This window comes from Mucilaginibacter dorajii, assembly GCF_024808255.1.
In the GTDB taxonomy this organism is placed as follows: domain Bacteria; phylum Bacteroidota; class Bacteroidia; order Sphingobacteriales; family Sphingobacteriaceae; genus Mucilaginibacter; species Mucilaginibacter dorajii.
In genome coordinates this window covers 512,480-531,611 of record NZ_JANTYS010000002.1, presented here as the reverse complement: position 1 = coordinate 531,611, position 19,132 = coordinate 512,480, and the positions used below count along the sequence as shown (strand labels likewise).

The following is a 19,132-nucleotide window of genomic DNA, read 5'->3' as shown; positions in this document are numbered from 1 at the left end:
GCGCAATCATAATAAATCAGTGTAACCTTAATATATAATCGGTGTAATCCTTTCTATATCGGTGTAATCCTTGTAATTAGAATCTAAAGTGAGAGAACGCTTTATTGGCTTCAGCCATTTTATGCGTATCTTCTTTCTTTTTCACTGCTGCACCTTCACCTTTAGCTGCTGAAATGATTTCGCCGGCTAATTTCTCCATCATGGTTTTTTCACCACGACGACGGGCATAACTGATTAACCATTTCATACCTAAAGCGATTTTACGCTCAGGACGAACTTCGGTTGGTACCTGGAAGTTAGCACCACCTACACGACGGCTTTTAACTTCAACTGCAGGCATAACATTGTTTAAAGCCTTTTTCCAGGTTTCTAAACCGCTTTCGCTGGTTTTCTTTTCAACAATATCAACTGCGTTATAAAATATAGAGTACGCGGTAGATTTTTTACCATCATACATCATGTTATTTACAAACCTTGTAACCATGGTATCATTGAACCTTGGATCAGGAAGGATAATTCTCTTTTTTGGTTTTGACTTTCTCATTGCTTTCTATCCTCCTTAATTATTTTTTCTTCTTAGCTGGTGCGCCTTTGGTAGGTGCAGCTGCCTGACCTGGTTTAGGGCGTTTTGTTCCGTATTTACTACGACGTTGGTTACGACCGGCAACACCTGATGTATCTAATGCACCACGGATGATGTGGTAACGTACACCTGGTAAATCCTTCACACGACCACCGCGGATCAAAACGATAGAGTGCTCCTGTAAGTTGTGACCTTCACCTGGGATGTAAGCGTTTACTTCTTTTCCGTTGGTTAAGCGCACACGGGCAACTTTACGCATTGCTGAGTTTGGTTTTTTAGGGGTAGTGGTATACACGCGTGTGCATACGCCTCTTCGCTGTGGACAGCTGTCCAACGCTGGTGACTTACTCTTGTCAACCAGAGCTACTCTACCTTTTCTAACTAATTGCTGAATAGTAGGCATTTTTCCTTTTTTGTATTTACAGTTTTATCCTTATTTTAAGGACTGCAAAGGTAGGGACTATTTTTTGATTTTCAAGGGCTTGCGTAAAAAAGTTTTTGTAATAGGCTGATATCATGACAATAGCCTAAAAATGACCCGTAAAACAGGGGTTTTTGGAGATTTTTAAAGGTATTGGATTTCCGTTTTGATGGGGTTACTTTTTAAAGCACTTGCGGATACCTTACTATAACCTTATCACATCCAAACTCATCCTTCCCAACTCCCTGCGGGATACTTTCTCCTATCTAAACTATTACCAAACTTATCCTCGTCACCACCTTTTAATAAGTTTCAGACGTTTGTATATCAAATTGTTATGTAAATAAGCAGATATCAAACAAATTGTAGCCCTCTTTTTAGCCAAATAGGCCAGCCATCTTTTGCAAATGGCCGGCCTATGTTTACAGTTACAAATATACGGAAACAGAATAGTTAATCAATTGATGGTATATAAATTAATGATGGGCAACTTACGTTATACGTTCCATAGCAACTACATGTAAATTACAACTACCTTAGGGAGTTGAATCTCAATGCAGGTACTATGCGAAAAATGCTCCCGGTATTTATTGTTTTATTATTGTTTGCCTGTAAGCATCGCGATAACCATGTGCCTGGTAAAGCACACGTAGATACCATCAAAATAATAAAAGAGGCAATGGCCGATACCTCAAAGCATGTTGATTTTTTGGCCACAGGCATTTTTCATGAGCAGATAGATAGCGCGCAGTTCAAACATAAATGGAAGGGTATTTTTTACAACAAGAAAGGGTATTACCTTGCCGATACCAAAGTTTCGGTTGCCGCTGTACGCGACACCATGGCAGGCGAGGATAGTACACAAGCCACCGCTTCGTTTATTAAAACCGATATTCATGATCAAAATGTTTTGCTCATTTCTGGTAACCTTGGGCTGGTGAATGGTGCGGTAAAGTACCTCGACCTCAAAAAAGACCAGCTATTGCCTGGCGAGCAGCTTAAACTGAATTATAACGGGAAGCAATTTATTCTTTATGCTACCGGAAAAGTAATACCCACAGATTCAACAAAAGGCATTGACCTGCAAAATATTTATGATATTAAAAATTACAACCTGTTTATAAAAGGTAATGCAAAGGAACATTACTTCGATCAGCTTTTGGTTCACATCAATTCTTTTGAAAGTGGTTTTTGCACCAGAATTGAATTTGCAGGGGATATTGATGGCGACCAAATTCCCGATTTTATAATTAATACCTCCAGCTATGGCATTGGCGGGGTGCCAACACTTTATTTGTCAAAAATGGCCGGGCCTAAAAGATTACTGGTTGAAGTCGGTGGGTATTCTACGGCCGATTGAACACGAATATTGTTGCGCCTACCGATTTAGTTTTGCACCTACGGCGCAAAATTTTGTTGTGGTTTGGAGCTACAAAGCTTTTGCCCCGATGGGGCATGGAATATATAGGTTTATTGCCTTGTGGTAAACAACCCCAGCGGGGTTAAAGCTTTGTAGCAAATCAATACAGTAAGTTTTTTTTGCTCCGTAGGTGCAAAACATATGCGGGCAACAAAAGATACCATGTCCCTATACCTTCACCACCACCCCAAGCTGAAAATAAAATATACCTTTATTGGTATTGACCATTGTTGATGTGATTTGAGCCGGCAGTTTGTTGTGGGCATAGGCGTAGGTAGGGGTAAAGCTAAAATGAACAGGCCTGTTTTATATTCGATAGACATCGATAATTCCAAATCCCCAAAAGGCTTAGTTTGTGGTCACTTATATAACAAAACAGAGCGATGATAAAATCACCGCCCTGCTAACAATCACTCAACAACAATCTTTATATTAAATATTAATAATGGTTATAGCCATCATGGTCATGTCCACGGTCGTCATGATAACCATTGTTATATCCGTTGTGGCCCCTGTCATGATGGCGACCACGTCCATATCCGTCACGTACTACGCAACCCGAGGTTACTGATAATACTACTGTAGATATTAATAGTGCAAATGCAACAAATCTCTTTTTCATGGTGATAATTTTAATGTGCTTGCTTTTAAACAAAATACACCTATAGGACTAACATTTATTGAAAAGGATTAATTGGTAGGTTAATTAAGTTGATTGTGTTGGATTAGGTTGATTGTGTTGGAATGAGTTCTCTACAACGTATTGCCGCACTATCATTACAATCCCTTAACTTTTTGATTCCCCGTCGCAAACACTTAACTTAGGTTCTCCAATCCCAATCAAATGAAAAAGATCTCCTTGTTGTTTATCCCTCTTTGCATCCTGGTTAGCTGTAAGCCCAAACCTGCCGCCGATACGGGCGTATTATCCGGTGACGCCGCTTTTCAAAAACTGGCCGACGAATACCTGGATGGCTACCTGGCCTGGCGACCGGCTAATGGGGTAGCTCTTGGTTACCACCAGTACGATGGTAAGGTTACCGATATCAGCAAGGCCTCATTGGATAAAGAACTTGCCCGTTTAAAGGATTACGATGCCAAACTAAGCGCCGCGGATACTGCATCATTTAGTCCGAAGACATTTTATGATTTTCGCATCCTGCGCTCGGCCGTTAAACAGGAGATCTGGACATTCGACGATTTGGGCACCTACACTAAAAATCCCATGACCTACGCCGGTGCGGTTGATGTGAGCATTTACGTTAAACGAAACTTTGCACCGTTGGAGGATAGGCTGAAATCCATCATCGCCATAGAAAAACTGGCCCCCAAACTGATAGCCGATGCCAAAAAGAACCTGAATGATACCCTGGCCAAGCCGTATGTAGAAACCGCTATCCAGATAGCGCAGGGCTCGGCTGATTTTTTAGGTGGCGATCTGAAGGTGGCGCTGAAAGATGTAAAGAACGATACCCTAATGAAATCGTTCAATACCGTAAATGATGCCGCTATAGCAGCCGTTAAGGATTTTGCCGTGTACCTGCAAAAAGAGAAGTTGCCCAAAGCCAATAACAAATATGCCATTGGCACGGCCAGCTATCAAAAAATGCTGCTGTATAACGAGGGCATCAGACTATCGCCCGACAAAATCTTACAGATTGGTTTAACCGAATTGACAAAGGAGCAATCCTCCTTTAATGCTGCCGCGCATATCATCAACCCCAATAAAAAACCTGTCGATGTTTACCACGATTTGCAGAAGGACCACCCGACGGCCGAAACGCTGATCCCCGACGCTAAGAAAACACTGGAGCAAATTCGTCAGTTTTTGATCGACAAGAACATTGTAACCATGCCATCCGAAGTGCGGGTTAAGGTAGAAGAAACTCCGCAGTATGCCCGTGCTACAGGTACCGCGTCGATGGATACGCCCGGTCCGTTCGAGACTAAAGCGACGGAGGCTTATTATTATATTACACCCGTCGACTCAAAATGGACAGCCCAGCAAAAAGAGGACTGGTTAAAACAATTTGATTTTTACACAACTGATAATGTAACCATCCACGAAGCCTATCCAGGCCATTACACCCAGTTTTTGCATTTAAACGCGTCATCGGCAACGCGGCTTGAAAAGATCTTTGGCAGCTATGCCTACGTAGAGGGCTGGGCACATTATTGCGAAAAAATGATGACTGATGCCGGCTACGGAAACACCGGCGACAGTGTAAAGGCTGCCAAATACCGTTTGGCTCAATCGGGCGATGCTTTGTTGAGGCTTTGCCGCCTGTGTGTATCTATCAAAACTCATACACAGGGGATGAATGTAGATGATGCCACCAAATTTTTCATGAACAACTGGCACCAGGGCGATAAACCATCGCGCCAGGAAGCGCTGCGTGGTACTTTTGATCCGGGGTACCTGTTTTATACCATCGGTAAACTGGAAATCCTGAAACTACGTGAAGACTACAAGAAACAGGAAGGTGCCAACTACTCGCTCAAGAAATTTAACGACGAAGTACTTGACCACGGCATGCCCCAGATTGGTATGCTGCGCGAAATTATGCTGAAAGATAAAAGTACCTGGGGGGATGTGTTGTAAGTGAGTTAGATTGGGTTGGATTAAGTTGATTTGGTTTTTATTGCCCTTGCTTTTCCTGTAGTTTTTAACTATTTGTATATTTACGTTATGACAACGATCACTTTAGAAGTTCCGGATAGCCTTGGCGAGTATCAGAAAGATACTATTCGCTTTATTGCTGCCAAGCTTTATGAATCCGGCAAGCTATCTCTTGGGCAGGCCGCTGTTATGTCGGGCCTTACCAAACGCACTTTTGCTGAACTGCTTAATGATTATGGCGTTTCTTACATCAATTATTCGGTTGACGATTTGAAAGAGGAGCTTGATGGCCTTGCCGGAGTATAACATTATCATCACAGATACCAGTTGCCTTATTTTGCTTGAAAAAAAAATGGTTTTGGTGTATTAAGGCGTTTATTCACAAGTATAACCACTACCCCTGAAATCAAAAGAGAATTTGGCGCGAATTTGCCCGTATGGATAACGATCAGAGCGGTTAAAGATATTGCTCTGATGGAGGTTTTAAAGGAAAGCATTGACCCTGGTGAAGCAAGCGCCATTGCACTCGCTATAGAAACTCCCAATTCATTGGTAATTGTTGATGACCTTAAAGGTCGTAAATTGGCAAAAAGGATGTCGTTATCCATTATGGGGACGTTAGGGATGTTGCTTAAAGCAAAACAACAAAATGTTATCCCATTGGTAAAGCCATACATTGATCTGATTCAGGAAACAGATTTTCGCCTCTCTCAAGCGATCATTAGTTACGTTCTTGAACAAGCTGGAGAATAGCCTTGGATGTCCCCTCCTGAAATTACATTGCACTCATATTGGTTGCGACTCAATACGTAATAACCGCGCGTTGTTTAATCCCCCAATTTTCTTTATTTTAGGAACATCAGCATTCAAACATCGCCATGATCAAAAAAAATCTGCTTTGGTTACTTTTATTATCCTGCGGCAGTACTGCCATCGCCCAAACTTATAAGCCTGCTGCTTTCACTGATCCCGATAGGTTGAAAAAGATAGAGGCCACCTATCCCATTATTGACCAGATCTATAAAAAATATGCCGAAGACAATCACTGGCCAGGCGCAGCCTACGGAATTATTGTGGATGGCAAGCTGGTGCATACCGGAGGATTGGGCTATACCGATGTTCCCAATAAAATCCCCGCCACTTCAAAGTCAGACTTCCGCATAGCCTCTATGACCAAAAGCCTTACGGCTATGGCTATCCTGAAACTTCGCGACGAGGGTAAACTTAAGCTGGATGATCCGGCTTATTTGTACATCCCCGAGATGAAGAATACTAAATATCTAACCAAAGATGCCACACCGGTTACCGTACGCAACCTGCTTACCCACAGCGCCGGTTACCCGGAGGATAACCCATGGGGCGACAGGCAACTGGCCGTAAGCGATGATGAATTGGTAGCGTTATACAAAAAAGGTGTGTCGTTTTCCAATAACCCCGGGCAGGGTTATGAATACAGTAACCTGGGTTTTGCAACGCTGGGTTACATCATTAAAAAGGTATCGGGCAAAACGTATGAAAATTACATTACCGATAATATCCTGAAACCACTGGGCATGACGCATACCTACTGGGAATACACCAAAGTACCCAAAGAGCAACTGGCGCTGGGCTATCGTTGGCTGGACGATAAATGGGTGGAGCAGCCTTTACTGCACGATGGCGCTTATGGTGCCATGGGCGGGCTCATCACCAATATTGAGGATTTTAGCATCTACATGTCATTACACCTGGATGCCTGGCCACCGCGCGACGATGCCGAGACTGGTCCGGTTAAGAGGAGTTCTATCCGCGAAATGCAGTACCCATGGGATGTAAACTATTTAACGGCCAACGCCAAAACAACTACCGGCCGCCCATGCCCCAATGTAAGCGCCTATGCTTACGGGTTACGCTGGGCAAAAGATTGCGATAATCGCGTTTATATAGGCCATACCGGCGGCTTGCCTGGCTTTGGCAGCCAATGGAATATTATGCCCGATTATGGCATCGGCGTAGTATCATTCGCCAACCTGACCTATGCAAGGGCCGGGTACCCCAACACCCAGGTGCTGGATACGATTATGGCGCTCACCAATATTAAACCCCGCCAGCTGCCAGCCTCGCTGATACTGGAACAACGCAAAAACGACCTGCTAAAAGTGATTGCCGACTGGACCACCGCCAAAGCAAGCGGCATCTTTGCCGATAACTTCTTTATGGATTACTTTCCAGATAAACTAAAAACAGCCACCGCCGAAGCGTTTGCCAAAGCCGGCAAAACCCTGAGCGTTGGCGATGTGGTACCCGAAAACCAACTGCGCGGTTATTTTATCATCAAGGGCGAAAAAGCCAATATTAAAGTAAGCTTTACGCTAACGCCAGAAAACCCACCGCTGGTGCAGGAGTACCATTTGGATGTGATGCCGTAGGCTCCCAACGGCTAAATGGATAAACTGTAGCCAAGATGTAAAACATACAATGATAATTTATCTATGAAAAAATTTCCATTGATAGCATTCTTTTTACTAATGCTAACAAATATTGCGGCCTTTGGCCAGCCCGGTGTACCGGTATTAAAGCCGGAGGAAATATTGAAAAGCAACGACAGTTTTTACAATTATATCGGCCTGTATTTTTTTAAGCTTACGCAGGATATTGTGCCTTATGATGCGGCGAAAAAAGCTATAAGCAAGCGGGTGTTTTTTCAAAAGCTTACTACCGGCAATTACCTGCCGCTTAAGCTCAGTTCGGCAGATGGTAAATTATACTACCAGTTATATAAGGTAAACAGCGCGGCAGGAAAAAAACAATTGACTTATATACAAAGCTTTGCCACCATCTTTTTAGATCATTACAACCGGCAAGGCAAGCTTTTCCCGGCGTTTAGTTTTACCGATATTAACGGTAACAAATATGATAATACCAACACCAAAGGCAAAACCGTAGTACTTAAATGCTGGTATATAGGCTGCGGGCGCTGCGAGGAAGAAATGCCCGAACTGAATGCCATTGTAGCCAAATATAAAGACCGTAAAGATGTTCTGTTTGTAAGCCTTGCGTTCGATACCCAGCCTAAACTACAGGCGTTTTTGAAACGCAAACAGTTTAATTACCAGGTGGTAGCCGAGCAACGCGCCTTCATCACCAAAACGCTTCATATTAACGCGTTCCCCACCCATTTCATCATCAACAAAAACGGAACCATTGTAGCCGTGGTTGATAACCCTGATGAAATAGAATATGCCCTGGAACATAAAATCTAAGGTTGTCAAAAGCATGTAAACATCCCCTCCCAAAACAATCAAAGCCCTCAAATTGTCGTATCTTTATATAAGATAACTGAGCCGTTTATCGGTGAAATCATCTCAAAAATCAGTGAAATCATAAATTAAAAATGGAATACAACAAATTAACGCCCGAAGAGGAGTATATTATACTGCATAAAGGAACCGAGCGCCCCTTTACCGGTGCTTTATTAAATAACCATGCCGAAGGTTTATACGTGTGCAAACGTTGCGACACGCCGCTGTACACTTCCGAATCGAAATTTGAATCGCATTGCGGATGGCCAAGTTTTGATGACGAGATCCCCGGAGCCGTAAAACGGGTACCGGATGCCGATGGCAGGAGGGTAGAGATTGTATGCGCCAACTGTGGTGCCCACCTGGGTCACGTTTTTGAAGGCGAGTATCTTACCCCCAAAAATACCCGTCATTGCGTAAATTCTGTGTCGATGAAATTTGTATCGGCAGATGAAGTAAAATAATTCTTAAAACTTACAGGAATATCCCGGGCGATTAAGATTGTCCGGGATATTTTGTTTTTCCACATTGGGTTTTGTGGACTACTTTTTAGCCTTGATTTCGAGATTCTTATTGCCACTTACTTAGGGCATTATGCTATTCGCAATAATTGTCTGTGTTAAGTCAAGTAATTTATAATGTTAAATTATTGTTTTTGGCAAGTTTTTACGCTATGAATTTTGATGGTCATTTTTAATTGGCTGTAATCAAGTTCATTAATTTTCAATCTTCTATCTATCTGTAAAAATAAAGTGACAAAGTGTTAATAACTCGGGGGTTTGTTAAAAACTAAGACTAACAGCATACCAACTCAAACCTTAACTTTGTTCTACAAGGTAATAAAAAGGTATTCAACAGACAGCCGGATGTATTCATCATCCAACAACGCAAACACTTAGCTGTCAGGAATTTACATACTAAAAATTGTGATTGGTCGAGCTAATCACAGCAACTTGAAAGCTTTATTTTAAAATAAGGCTGGCTTTGGTGTCTGATGGCGCTACGTAATAATTGTAAGGATAAAAAAACAGGTACCAATGATACAGGAAGACGAAATATTACTGAAAGAGAACAAAGACAGGTTTGTGATACTGCCTATTAAGTATCCGGCTATTTGGGAAATGTATAAAAAGGCTGAAGCCAGTTTCTGGACGGCCGAGGAGATCGATCTTTCGGACGATATGAAGCATTGGGAAAACCTTAACCCGGGCGAGAAGCACTTCATTTCGCACATCCTGGCTTTTTTTGCTGCCAGCGATGGTATTGTAAATGAAAACCTGGCCGTGAATTTCATGAGCGAGGTACAATTACCAGAAGCCCGTTGCTTTTACGGTTTCCAGATCATGATGGAAAACATCCATTCTGAAACCTATGCCCTGTTAATTGACACCTATATTAAAGATCCTGCCGAAAAGGACCGCCTGTTTCACGCTATTGACACTATTCCCTGCGTAACTAAAAAAGCAGAATGGGCGCTGCGCTGGATAAACAACGGCAATTTTGCCGAGCGTTTGGTAGCTTTCGCGGCTGTTGAAGGTATTTTTTTCTCTGGCAGTTTCTGCTCTATTTTCTGGCTTAAAAAGCGTGGTTTAATGCCGGGCTTAACGTTCAGCAACGAGCTGATTTCGCGTGATGAAGGTTCTCATTGTGAATTTGCCTGCCTGCTTTACAAAATGTTAAAAACCAGGTTAAGCTCAGACGCGGTATTGAAAATTATTACCGACGCCGTTGAAATTGAAAAAGAATTTGTTACCGACGCCTTACCTGTTAACCTGATTGGCATGAACGCCAAAATGATGGGGCAGTATATTGAGTTTGTGGCCGACAGATGGTTGGGCGAGCTTGGGTACGAAAAACACTACGGCGCAAGCAATCCGTTCGACTTCATGGAAATGATTTCTCTGCAGGGCAAAACCAACTTCTTTGAAAAACGCGTAGGCGATTATCAAAAAAGCGGTGTATTGAACAATGCCGAGAGCAAAGCGTTCTCACTGGACGAGGATTTCTAAAGGAGTAGTAAGTATTTAGTATCAAGTATCAAGACCGGAGAACGCGGGAATATTGAATACGCTAAATTCTAACTACAATAAACAAAATGAAAATATCACACAGGTGGCTACATAAAAAGTCTTGATACTTGATACTAACTACCTGATACTAAAAAAGAATTAGTTAACATATATATATCCACGGGTTAGTTCGGGGGCTTGCTATTCGGCACTAACTACTAAATACCAACAAACATGCTTGTAGTAAAAAGAGACGGGAGAAAAGAGTCGGTAAAATTCGACAAGATCACAGCACGTATTGAAAAACTGTGCTATGGATTCCAATTGGTTGACCCAATTGATGTGGCAAAAAAAGTAATTGAAGGTTTGTTTGACGGTGTGACGACGTCAGAACTGGATAACCTTGCAGCCGAGACGGCGGCATCGTTAACAACAAAGCACCCGGATTATGCTTTGCTGGCTTCGCGTATCGCGGTATCAAACCTGCACAAAAACACCATCAAGTCGTTCTCTGAAACCATGCGTTTACTGCATGATTATATCGACCCTAAAACAGGTAAAGATGCCTCTCTTATTGCCGATGATGTATGGGAAGTGATCCAGAATAATGCCGAACTTTTAGATAGCAGCATTATTTATGACCGTGACTTTGGTTTTGATTATTTCGGTTTTAAAACACTTGAAAAATCATATTTGTTAAAAGTTAATGGTAAAATAGCCGAGCGCCCTCAGCACCTGTTTATGCGTGTATCTGTTGGTATCCATAAAGAGGATATTGAAAGCGCTATCAAAACCTACCACTTAATGAGCGAGCGTTGGTTTACACACGCTACACCTACATTATTTAACGCCGGTACTCCAAAACCACAAATGTCGTCATGCTTTTTATTAACCATGAAAGATGATAGCATTGATGGTATTTACGATACTTTAAAGCAAACCGCCAAAATTTCACAAAGCGCTGGTGGTATTGGCCTAAGCATCCACAATGTGCGTGCTACAGGTTCATATATCAGCGGTACAAATGGTACCAGCAACGGTATTATCCCAATGCTGCGTGTGTTTAATGATACCGCCCGTTACGTTGATCAGGGCGGTGGCAAACGTAAAGGCGCTTTCGCTATATACTTAGAGCCTTGGCATGCAGATATCTTTGAATTTCTTGACTTGCGTAAAAACCACGGTAAAGAAGAAATGCGTGCCCGCGATTTGTTCTACGCCCTTTGGGTATCTGACTTGTTTATGCAACGCGTTGAGGCTAACGAAGAGTGGAGCCTGTTTTGCCCGCATGAAGCACCAGGATTAGCTGATTGCTTTGGTGCCGAGTTTGTTGAACTGTACACCCGTTACGAAAAAGAAGGCCGTGCCCGTAAGGTAGTTAAAGCACAGGAACTTTGGTTTGCGGTATTAGATGCCCAGGTAGAAACAGGTACACCATACCTGTTGTATAAAGATGCTGCCAACAGCAAATCAAACCAGCAAAATTTAGGTACTATAAAAAGCTCAAACCTTTGTACCGAAATTATGGAGTATACTGATGCCAACGAAGTTGCGGTTTGTAACCTGGCTTCATTAGCGTTGCCACGCTACATTATCAACGGTACATTTGATCATAACAAATTATACGATGTTACTTACCAGGCTACTTTAAACCTTAATAAGATCATCGATCATAATTACTACCCAATTAAAGAGGCCGAGTACTCAAACCTGCGTCATCGCCCGATTGGCTTAGGTGTACAAGGTTTGGCAGATACTTTTATCCAGCTGCGTATGCCGTTTGAAAGCGATGAGGCTAAACAACTGAACAAAGAGATCTTTGAAACCATCTATTTTGCAGCTATGACAGCCTCAAAAGACCTGGCTATTAAAGATGGTGCTTACGAAACCTTTAAAGGTTCGCCACTGTCAAAAGGTAAGTTCCAGTTTGATTTGTGGAATGTATCGCCGGCCAGCACCCGTTGGGATTGGGAAAACCTGCGTTTAGATGTAATGAACCATGGTGTGCGTAACTCACTGTTAGTTGCGCCAATGCCAACTGCTTCAACTTCACAAATTTTGGGTAACAATGAGTGCTTTGAGCCATATACCTCAAACATTTACACCCGTAGGGTATTAAGCGGTGAGTTCATTGTTGTAAACAAATATTTACTGCGCGATTTGGTTAACCTTGGTTTATGGACCCCTGCAATGAAAGATAAGATCATCACTGCAAACGGATCTGTGCAGGATATTGCCGAAATACCTGCCGATATTAAAGAACTGTACAAAACGGTTTGGGAAATTAAAATGCGTAATATTATTGACATGGCTGCCGATAGGGGGGCTTATGTTTGCCAGTCGCAATCATTAAACCTGTTCATCAATGCGCCAAACGCTTCAAAACTGACTTCAATGCACTTCTACGCCTGGAAAAAAGGCTTAAAAACAGGTATGTACTACCTGCGTACACAAGCTGCTTCGCAAGCTGTTAAGTTCACGGTTGAAAACCAGGGCGGATCAAACATGGAGCCGGTTATTCCAGATCATGTAGACCAAATGGTTGACAACGTACCAGAAGGCCCAAGCTGCTCAATGGAAGAAGGTTGCGTTACCTGTTCTGCATAATTCTTTTAGAGTAAGGATTTTTGGACAAAAGATAAAGGACTTAGGGACTGTAGGACATTGGGACTATAGGATGAAGGTCGAAAAGTATGTAAGCTCCGTGAATTAATTTCATGGGGCTTTTTAATTGTGGTAGAAAGGTTTTAATGACATTGATATTTTATTAATGATATCAACATTACTTACTTTCGTACCAGCAAACGGCCATGAACTATCAACCATGAGCCATGAACTAAAACGCATGCACCCAAAACACGAGATCATCCGTTGCGAACGCTGTGAGGCACCTTTTGAATGTAAAGCCAACTCATTCACCAAGTGCCAGTGCAGCACTGTGCAGCTTACCCTAAACGAGGTGCAATACGTGAGCGAGCTTTATGAAGGATGCCTGTGTGCCAATTGCCTGTTGATTGTACAACAGGAATATCGGGTTGGGATGGGGATTCTATAATTTTGTTTAGCAATAGATAATAATTATATTTGATTCATGACCACTGTAACCATACAAGTTCCTGAAAATGTAAAAGGCAAGCTATCGGCTCTTGTAAAAGAACTTGGTGGTGAAATTATTTCGATGTCATCAGATAAAGTTATCTCAAAAAAGACAAAAGTTTTAAACGAAATAAAGCAAGGACTGAATGAGGTAAAGGCCATACGCGAAGGAAAATCAAAGCCTTATTCAATGTCGGATCTTTTTGATGGGAAATAAAGTTGTTCTGACTGGCTTTTTCCTTAAAAAAGCCAAACGCCTTCTCAAAAAATATCATACACTACAAAATAGTTTACCTCATCTTGAAAGTATGCTCTTGGTAAATCCAAGGATTGGAGATAGTTATGGCGATAATATTTATAAGGTACGACTTGCAGATGAATCGAAGGGTAAAGGTAAAAGTGGCGGGTTTCGGGTTATTACATATGTTATTGAAGAAACCCAAACATCAACAAACATTTACCTGATAACTATTTTCGACAAGTCGGAGGAGTCATCGATTGACAAAAAGGACGTTAGGGAGATCATAAAATCCCAGAACTTGTAATAGGGTTCATTTTTACACTCTAAATCCATCTAAACACCAATCTCTCAAAACAATTCCCGCCCGTTTATATTAAGCTGTAAACATCCCGCTCATGACAAAGAAGTTTACAAGCATAATATTGGTTGCAGCGATGGTTGCAATGCTGGCCGCAAGCTGTGGTACACCACGTAATTTGCCCAACCCAACACCAGCGCCAAAAACGGAATAAACCTCGTCAACCTTCATGTTGTTGAAAATCAATCCTCTAAAACAATTTCGGTTTGCTTTTATTATATTATAAAACGCATCACTATGAAAAAGAGAATCATCAGCGTACTGTTGCTGATAGCTACAGTTGCCACATTAGCCACAAGTTGCGCCCCGCCGCGCAATATGCCACATCCGCCAGCACCACCGAAACCGGCTGCACCATAAAACAAAACAAGGCCCCGATCTTAAAACCGGGGCCTTGTGTGTTGTAAGTGAATGATAACGGATTTCTGTTGTAACGTAAAGCGCTATCGTAATACAAACAAAAAATCCCGATCATTTTTGATCGGGATTTAAATATGTTTACCAGAATTCCCCCTTCAGGGGGTTAGGGGGCTATAATTTGGCCAATTCCTCTGCCATGGCAGCGCCAATTTCGGCGGGCGATTCAACTACGCGGATGCCGCACTCGGTCATGATTTTCATTTTAGCAGCAGCAGTATCGTCAGCACCGCCAACGATAGCACCTGCGTGGCCCATACGGCGGCCCGGAGGCGCTGTTTGGCCGGCAATGAAGCCTACTACTGGTTTAGTGCCAAATTCTTTGATCCAACGGGCTGCATCAGCTTCCATGCCACCACCAATTTCACCAATCATGATGATGCCGTGTGTGTCTGGGTCATTCATCAATAATTCAACAGCTTCTTTGGTCGGGGTACCAATAATAGGGTCGCCACCAATACCAATTGCGGTGGTGATACCTAACCCGGCTTTAACAACCTGGTCAACCGCTTCGTAAGTTAAGGTGCCTGATTTTGAAACCACACCAACGTTACCTTTTTTGAAGATAAAGCCTGGCATAATGCCAATTTTGCTTTCATCGGCAGTAATGATACCTGGGCAGTTAGGGCCAATAAGGCGTGCATCCTTATCGGTTAAGTATTCTTTTACCTGTATCATATCCTTGGTAGGGATACCTTCGGTAATACAAACAATAACCTTAATGCCGGCTTCGGCAGCTTCCATAATGGCATCAGCGCCAAAAGCGGGAGGTACAAAAATGATAGATACATCGGCACCGGTTTGGTCAACCGCGTCTTTTACGGTATTAAACACCGGACGATCTAAATGTGTTTGACCACCTTTACCAGGTGTAACGCCACCAACAAGCTGAGTGCCATAGGCAATCATTTGCTCGGCATGGTAGCTACCTTCTTTGCCGGTGAAACCCTGTACAATAACTTTTGAATCTTTATTTACGAGAACGCTCATTGGTTTTTTTCGTTTTAGTACGGCAAAGCTAAAGTTTTTGCGCGAATGTCAAACCCCTGAAACAGGTAATTTTACACAGCCCCCTCTAAATCTCCCCCTAAAGGGTGAGACTTTAATAAAATCATTTATTGATAACATTCTTTTTACACAATTATGCCAATTAAGGGCTCCGTTTTTATGGAATTCGACGGCAAATCAAAGAACTCCCCCTTCAGGGGGCTGGGGGGCTCCTGGAGCGACAAATTCCCCCTCACTCTTCGCAATCACAATAGTAGCTACCCCGTTGCCAATAACGTTGGTGACAGCCCGCGCTTCCGACATAAACCTATCCACTCCAAACAAAATAGCCAAACCTTCTACCGGGATAATCTTGATAGCGGTAAGCGTGCTGGTAAGCACAATAAAACCACTGCCCGTTACACCCGCAGCGCCTTTGGATGTGATCATGAGGATGCCGATAATCACCAGTTGCTGCTCTAACGATAAAGGAACATGAAACACCTGTGCTAAAAATATAACAGACATAGATAAGTAGATGGTAGTTCCATCCAAATTAAAAGAGTATCCGGTAGGGATCACCAGGCCAACAACTGATTTGGAACAGCCAAATTTTTCCATCTTTTCCATCATGGCCGGTAGAGCAGGTTCGGAGGACGAAGTACCCAGCACAATGAGAATTTCCTGGCGGATAAACTTTAAATACTGCCACAGGCTGAATTTGTACAGGTAGCAGATAATATTAAGTACCACAAATATGAAAAGCAACATGGTTAAATAAACCGATCCCATGAGCATGGCCAAAGGTTTAAGGGTAGCAATACCGTATTTGCTGATGGTAAACGCCATACCGCCAAAAGCACCAATAGGGGCCACCTTCATCACAATTTTCATGATATTAAAAAACACCTTCGAGATCTTATCAAACAAATTGATCACTACCTGCCCGGTATCGCCCATGCGGCTCAACCCAAAGCCAAACAATACGGCAAAAAACAACACCTGCAAAATATCGCCTTTGGCAAATGCATCAAACGCGTTGGCAGGTACTATATGGGTAATAAAGTCGCCCCAATGCATTTCGGCGGCGGCTTTTTGGTAAGTGGCCAATTTACCGCTGGCATCGGCGGCGGCATGGCCGGTAAAGCCCTCACCCGGCTTTATGATATTGGCTACCGTAACGCCTATGATAAGCGCGAAAGTGGTAACTATTTCAAAGTAAAGCAGCGCCTTACCGCCAACCCGGCCCACCTTTTTCATATCGCTCATGCCGGCTATGCCCAGCACAATGGTGAAAAATATGATAGGCGCTATCAGCATTGTGATCAGGCTGATAAAAGTTTTGCTGATCACCTCGGCTGTTGGAGCAAATCCCTTAAAATATAAGCCAACGATTACGCCCAGCGCAATAGCGATAAGTACCTGGAAATTTAGGTTTGATAAAAGGCGTTTCATACTTAAACAATTATACACTTTTAAAGTAATATTTGAATTTTAATACGTTAAGTTAGTTAATTAAGGAAGCTTGTGCTTCTATTATCGATCTTGAGATATTTAATAGAGCCTAAAAATAATCACCAATGAAACAACTTATACTTTCGGTAGTGTTATTCATAATCTGCGGGTTAAAAACACGGGCGCAGGTGATCGAAAATACTTTGAAGGCGGTAAATAGCTCGCACAATGTAAGCTATACCGAAGTTTTAAAAGACAAAATGAGTTTTGCCGATGTGCCGGATGTAGAAACGATAAAGGCAAAAGTGACATTTGTAGCTGCAGAAAAACAAACAGGCGGTTATTACCTTTTAAAGCGCGATAGTGATATAGACACTTATGATGGTAATAAATCTATTTGGTTAAACCTGCGCGATAGTACTTATAAAATAGATAAGAATGCCATAACAGGGCAGGCTACCCGCTCTTTGCTCTATTGGATTACGGAGATGAAAAATTGGCTAAAAACGCCATCCAAAATTAAATCACTTAAAGATACTGTTATTGATAAGGTAGCTTATAACCATTATGTGGTTGTACAAGAGGATACCACAAAAAAAGATGAACATGTTTATTCGCTTATTTACGTTGTTAGTGACAAATCTAATTATCTGCCATTTTCCATCAGCTGGAAATTGAAAGATTTTTTTGACGATGGTGCTCTTGGTGGCTGGAATGAGGAACATTTTTATAGCAACTATAAATTGGACGAAGGTGATTTTCCGGATTTGAGTGAATCTGTGGTGCCCGCAAAATTCAGATTGCCCGTGAGCAGGGTTGTGCCAAAGCCTTTGCCTGTTGGTACTAAGGCCCCACAAATAAACCTGTACGATAACGCTGGGAATAACTTCGACCTTGAAAAATTAAAGGGCAAAATGGTGCTTCTTAATTTCACTACCCTCGGGTGCCCGCATTGTATTAACGCCGCGCAAATGCTGGCCCGGTTAAATCAAAAGTATTCGGGGGGAAACTTCGCTGTTGTCAGCATTTTTCAAAAGGGTACCAATACCCAGCAGGCCATTGCAAAATTCGACGGTAAATATCAGGTAAAGTATCCGAGCTACCTGGCAGAAAATACAACGGAAGCCATTTACCATTTGAGCGGTTATCCCAACTTTTACCTGCTGGACAAGCAAGGTGTTGTTATACAGTGGTATGAAGGCTTTTATGCCGATTTGGAGAATGAGATAAGCGACAAGCTCAATAAAGCTTTATGATGTTGCTCATCTAACGCCAAACAAAAAAGCCCTTCCCAAAACCGGGAAGAGCTCTTACTTGAATTTATTATGAAAAGTGTTAATTAGTTAGGGGTAGTTGCGCCGGTAGTAAGGTCAACCAGGTATTCGTGGTTTAAGAAAGTCATTTGCGCTTTGTGGTTACCCAGGAAACGTAGGGTGCCGCTGTATTCCCAGCCGCCACCGTTGGTTGTGCCTTTTGATACAAATGTTGCATTACCACTGGTGATGTCAAATGAGTCATCGCCGTGTACATACAGGTTTGTAAAGGAATAAGTAACATGTACCGATGCAAAAGAAACGGGTTTGGTGTAATGATTATCGGTAAATGATTTCATTGTACCGTTTAATGAGAAGTTTGAGTTGTTGGTGTTTAAACCACGCACGGTATATTTTTGAACAACATCATACACATAAGCATAACCCGGACCACTGCCCGCGGTGTTGATAGAATCTACCAGGTTATAACCAATAGTTGCATTGTTATTGCAAACAAAAAAGTAACTGTAGCCGCCGCTTTTGGTAGCTTTTAAACTATCACCCTGGTTCCAAACAAGGTTTAAGCTGGTATCGGTATAAAAACCGCAGCCATAATCATTGCTTTGGGTTTTAATTTTTGAAGGTGCTTTAAAGGTTGTTGATGGGTTAACACCATCTTTAATGCTGGCACCGCCAAATGCGCCAACTAATGATTGTGCAAGGTTTTTACCAATAGCAGAACTTGCCTGGTTAACTGAAGGTGTTGTAGTAGTTGATTGTGGTTTGGCTCCGTTTTTTTGACAGGCCGAGTAAAAAACGGCAACTCCCATTAATAGAGGTAATGCAGCGCGTAAATTTAATTTCATAAAGGTATAGATAAGATTATTAATTACTGGTTACCGTAGGCGGCAACAAGCATACCACTTACCTGCACGCTTCATGATGGATATAATTTGTACCTTAAATAAATTAATTATTTAATTGAAGGTTA

The 19,132-nt window shown here is 42.3% G+C and carries 20 protein-coding genes and 1 pseudogene; 14 read left to right on the top strand and 7 right to left on the bottom strand.

Features of this window, described 5'->3' with window-relative positions; translation table 11 throughout:
* Positions 1–76: 76 nt before the first annotated feature.
* Both rpsG and rpsL read right to left on the bottom strand, forming a co-directional pair.
* Positions 77–544 (bottom strand): 30S ribosomal protein S7, encoded by a 468-nt coding sequence (gene rpsG, locus FHS10_RS04295; protein ID WP_147052640.1) that lies wholly within the window; start codon positions 542–544, stop codon positions 77–79.
* A 19-nt stretch (positions 545–563) separates the two neighbouring features.
* On the bottom strand, positions 564–986 hold the full coding sequence (rpsL, locus tag FHS10_RS04290; protein WP_067190071.1) for a 30S ribosomal protein S12: 423 nt from the start codon (positions 984–986) through the stop codon (positions 564–566).
* A gap of 583 nt (positions 987–1,569) precedes the next feature.
* Here rpsL and FHS10_RS04285 point away from each other — a divergent pair.
* Positions 1,570–2,364: a hypothetical protein gene (locus tag FHS10_RS04285; protein ID WP_259087906.1), complete on the top strand. Its 795-nt coding sequence runs from the start codon at positions 1,570–1,572 to the stop codon at positions 2,362–2,364.
* A gap of 499 nt (positions 2,365–2,863) precedes the next feature.
* Here the strand turns inward: FHS10_RS04285 and FHS10_RS04280 are convergent, their stop codons facing one another.
* Positions 2,864–3,046 (bottom strand): hypothetical protein, encoded by a 183-nt coding sequence (locus FHS10_RS04280; RefSeq protein WP_259087905.1) that lies wholly within the window; start codon positions 3,044–3,046, stop codon positions 2,864–2,866.
* A gap of 222 nt (positions 3,047–3,268) precedes the next feature.
* On the opposite strand from FHS10_RS04280, the gene FHS10_RS04275 reads away from it, so the two are divergent.
* The 11 genes and pseudogenes from FHS10_RS04275 to FHS10_RS04225 all read left to right on the top strand — a co-directional run bounded on the left by FHS10_RS04275 (position 3,269) and on the right by FHS10_RS04225 (position 13,975).
* Positions 3,269–5,026 carry a DUF885 domain-containing protein gene (locus FHS10_RS04275; RefSeq protein ID WP_259087904.1) on the top strand — a complete coding sequence of 586 codons (1,758 nt, stop codon included), beginning with the start codon at positions 3,269–3,271 and terminating at the stop codon, positions 5,024–5,026.
* Between the two features lie 87 nt (positions 5,027–5,113).
* Entirely contained in the window at positions 5,114–5,350 is a 237-nt protein-coding gene (locus tag FHS10_RS04270; RefSeq protein ID WP_259087903.1) for a UPF0175 family protein, read from the top strand.
* A gap of 63 nt (positions 5,351–5,413) precedes the next feature.
* Positions 5,414–5,797 (top strand): annotated as a pseudogene (locus FHS10_RS04265) (PIN domain-containing protein); the annotation flags it as partial.
* Positions 5,798–5,922: 125 nt separating this feature from the next.
* Complete coding sequence (locus tag FHS10_RS04260; protein ID WP_259087901.1) at positions 5,923–7,452, top strand: serine hydrolase domain-containing protein; 1,530 nt, start codon at positions 5,923–5,925, stop codon at positions 7,450–7,452.
* A 63-nt stretch (positions 7,453–7,515) separates the two neighbouring features.
* Positions 7,516–8,286 carry a TlpA family protein disulfide reductase gene (locus FHS10_RS04255; RefSeq protein ID WP_259087900.1) on the top strand — a complete coding sequence of 257 codons (771 nt, stop codon included), beginning with the start codon at positions 7,516–7,518 and terminating at the stop codon, positions 8,284–8,286.
* A gap of 131 nt (positions 8,287–8,417) precedes the next feature.
* Complete coding sequence (locus FHS10_RS04250) at positions 8,418–8,789, top strand: methionine-R-sulfoxide reductase (RefSeq protein ID WP_259087899.1); 372 nt, start codon at positions 8,418–8,420, stop codon at positions 8,787–8,789.
* A gap of 573 nt (positions 8,790–9,362) precedes the next feature.
* Positions 9,363–10,334 carry a ribonucleoside-diphosphate reductase small subunit gene (locus tag FHS10_RS04245; RefSeq protein WP_259087898.1) on the top strand — a complete coding sequence of 324 codons (972 nt, stop codon included), beginning with the start codon at positions 9,363–9,365 and terminating at the stop codon, positions 10,332–10,334.
* Positions 10,335–10,568: 234 nt separating this feature from the next.
* Positions 10,569–12,941 (top strand): ribonucleoside-diphosphate reductase subunit alpha, encoded by a 2,373-nt coding sequence (locus FHS10_RS04240; RefSeq protein WP_259087897.1) that lies wholly within the window; start codon positions 10,569–10,571, stop codon positions 12,939–12,941.
* Between the two features lie 163 nt (positions 12,942–13,104).
* Entirely contained in the window at positions 13,105–13,389 is a 285-nt protein-coding gene (locus FHS10_RS04235; RefSeq protein WP_259087896.1) for a cysteine-rich CWC family protein, read from the top strand.
* A gap of 36 nt (positions 13,390–13,425) precedes the next feature.
* Entirely contained in the window at positions 13,426–13,647 is a 222-nt protein-coding gene (locus FHS10_RS04230) for a hypothetical protein (RefSeq protein WP_259087895.1), read from the top strand.
* A complete protein-coding gene (locus FHS10_RS04225) occupies positions 13,637–13,975 on the top strand; it encodes a type II toxin-antitoxin system RelE/ParE family toxin (RefSeq protein WP_259087894.1) in 339 nt (112 codons plus the stop codon). Before FHS10_RS04230 ends, FHS10_RS04225 begins: the two co-directional genes overlap by 11 nt.
* A 69-nt stretch (positions 13,976–14,044) precedes the next feature.
* On the opposite strand, the gene FHS10_RS04220 is transcribed toward FHS10_RS04225, so the two are convergent.
* Positions 14,045–14,200: a hypothetical protein gene (locus tag FHS10_RS04220; RefSeq protein ID WP_259087893.1), complete on the bottom strand. Its 156-nt coding sequence runs from the start codon at positions 14,198–14,200 to the stop codon at positions 14,045–14,047.
* Positions 14,201–14,266: 66 nt separating this feature from the next.
* On the opposite strand from FHS10_RS04220, the gene FHS10_RS04215 reads away from it, so the two are divergent.
* The gene (locus FHS10_RS04215) at positions 14,267–14,389 is read left to right on the top strand and encodes a hypothetical protein (protein ID WP_259087892.1); all 123 of its coding nucleotides are present in this window, start codon (positions 14,267–14,269) and stop codon (positions 14,387–14,389) included.
* Positions 14,390–14,560: 171 nt separating this feature from the next.
* Here the strand turns inward: FHS10_RS04215 and sucD are convergent, their stop codons facing one another.
* Positions 14,561–15,436, bottom strand: a complete 876-nt coding sequence (gene sucD, locus FHS10_RS04210) for a succinate--CoA ligase subunit alpha (protein WP_259087891.1) — start codon at positions 15,434–15,436, stop codon at positions 14,561–14,563.
* A gap of 195 nt (positions 15,437–15,631) precedes the next feature.
* The gene (gene dctA / locus FHS10_RS04205) at positions 15,632–16,888 is read right to left on the bottom strand and encodes a C4-dicarboxylate transporter DctA (protein WP_259087890.1); all 1,257 of its coding nucleotides are present in this window, start codon (positions 16,886–16,888) and stop codon (positions 15,632–15,634) included.
* A gap of 125 nt (positions 16,889–17,013) precedes the next feature.
* Between dctA and FHS10_RS04200 the strand changes: the two genes are divergently transcribed.
* The gene (locus FHS10_RS04200; protein ID WP_259087888.1) at positions 17,014–18,144 is read left to right on the top strand and encodes a TlpA family protein disulfide reductase; all 1,131 of its coding nucleotides are present in this window, start codon (positions 17,014–17,016) and stop codon (positions 18,142–18,144) included.
* Between the two features lie 83 nt (positions 18,145–18,227).
* On the opposite strand, the gene FHS10_RS04195 is transcribed toward FHS10_RS04200, so the two are convergent.
* Positions 18,228–19,007: a hypothetical protein gene (locus tag FHS10_RS04195; RefSeq protein WP_259087887.1), complete on the bottom strand. Its 780-nt coding sequence runs from the start codon at positions 19,005–19,007 to the stop codon at positions 18,228–18,230.
* Positions 19,008–19,132: the final 125 nt, after the last annotated feature.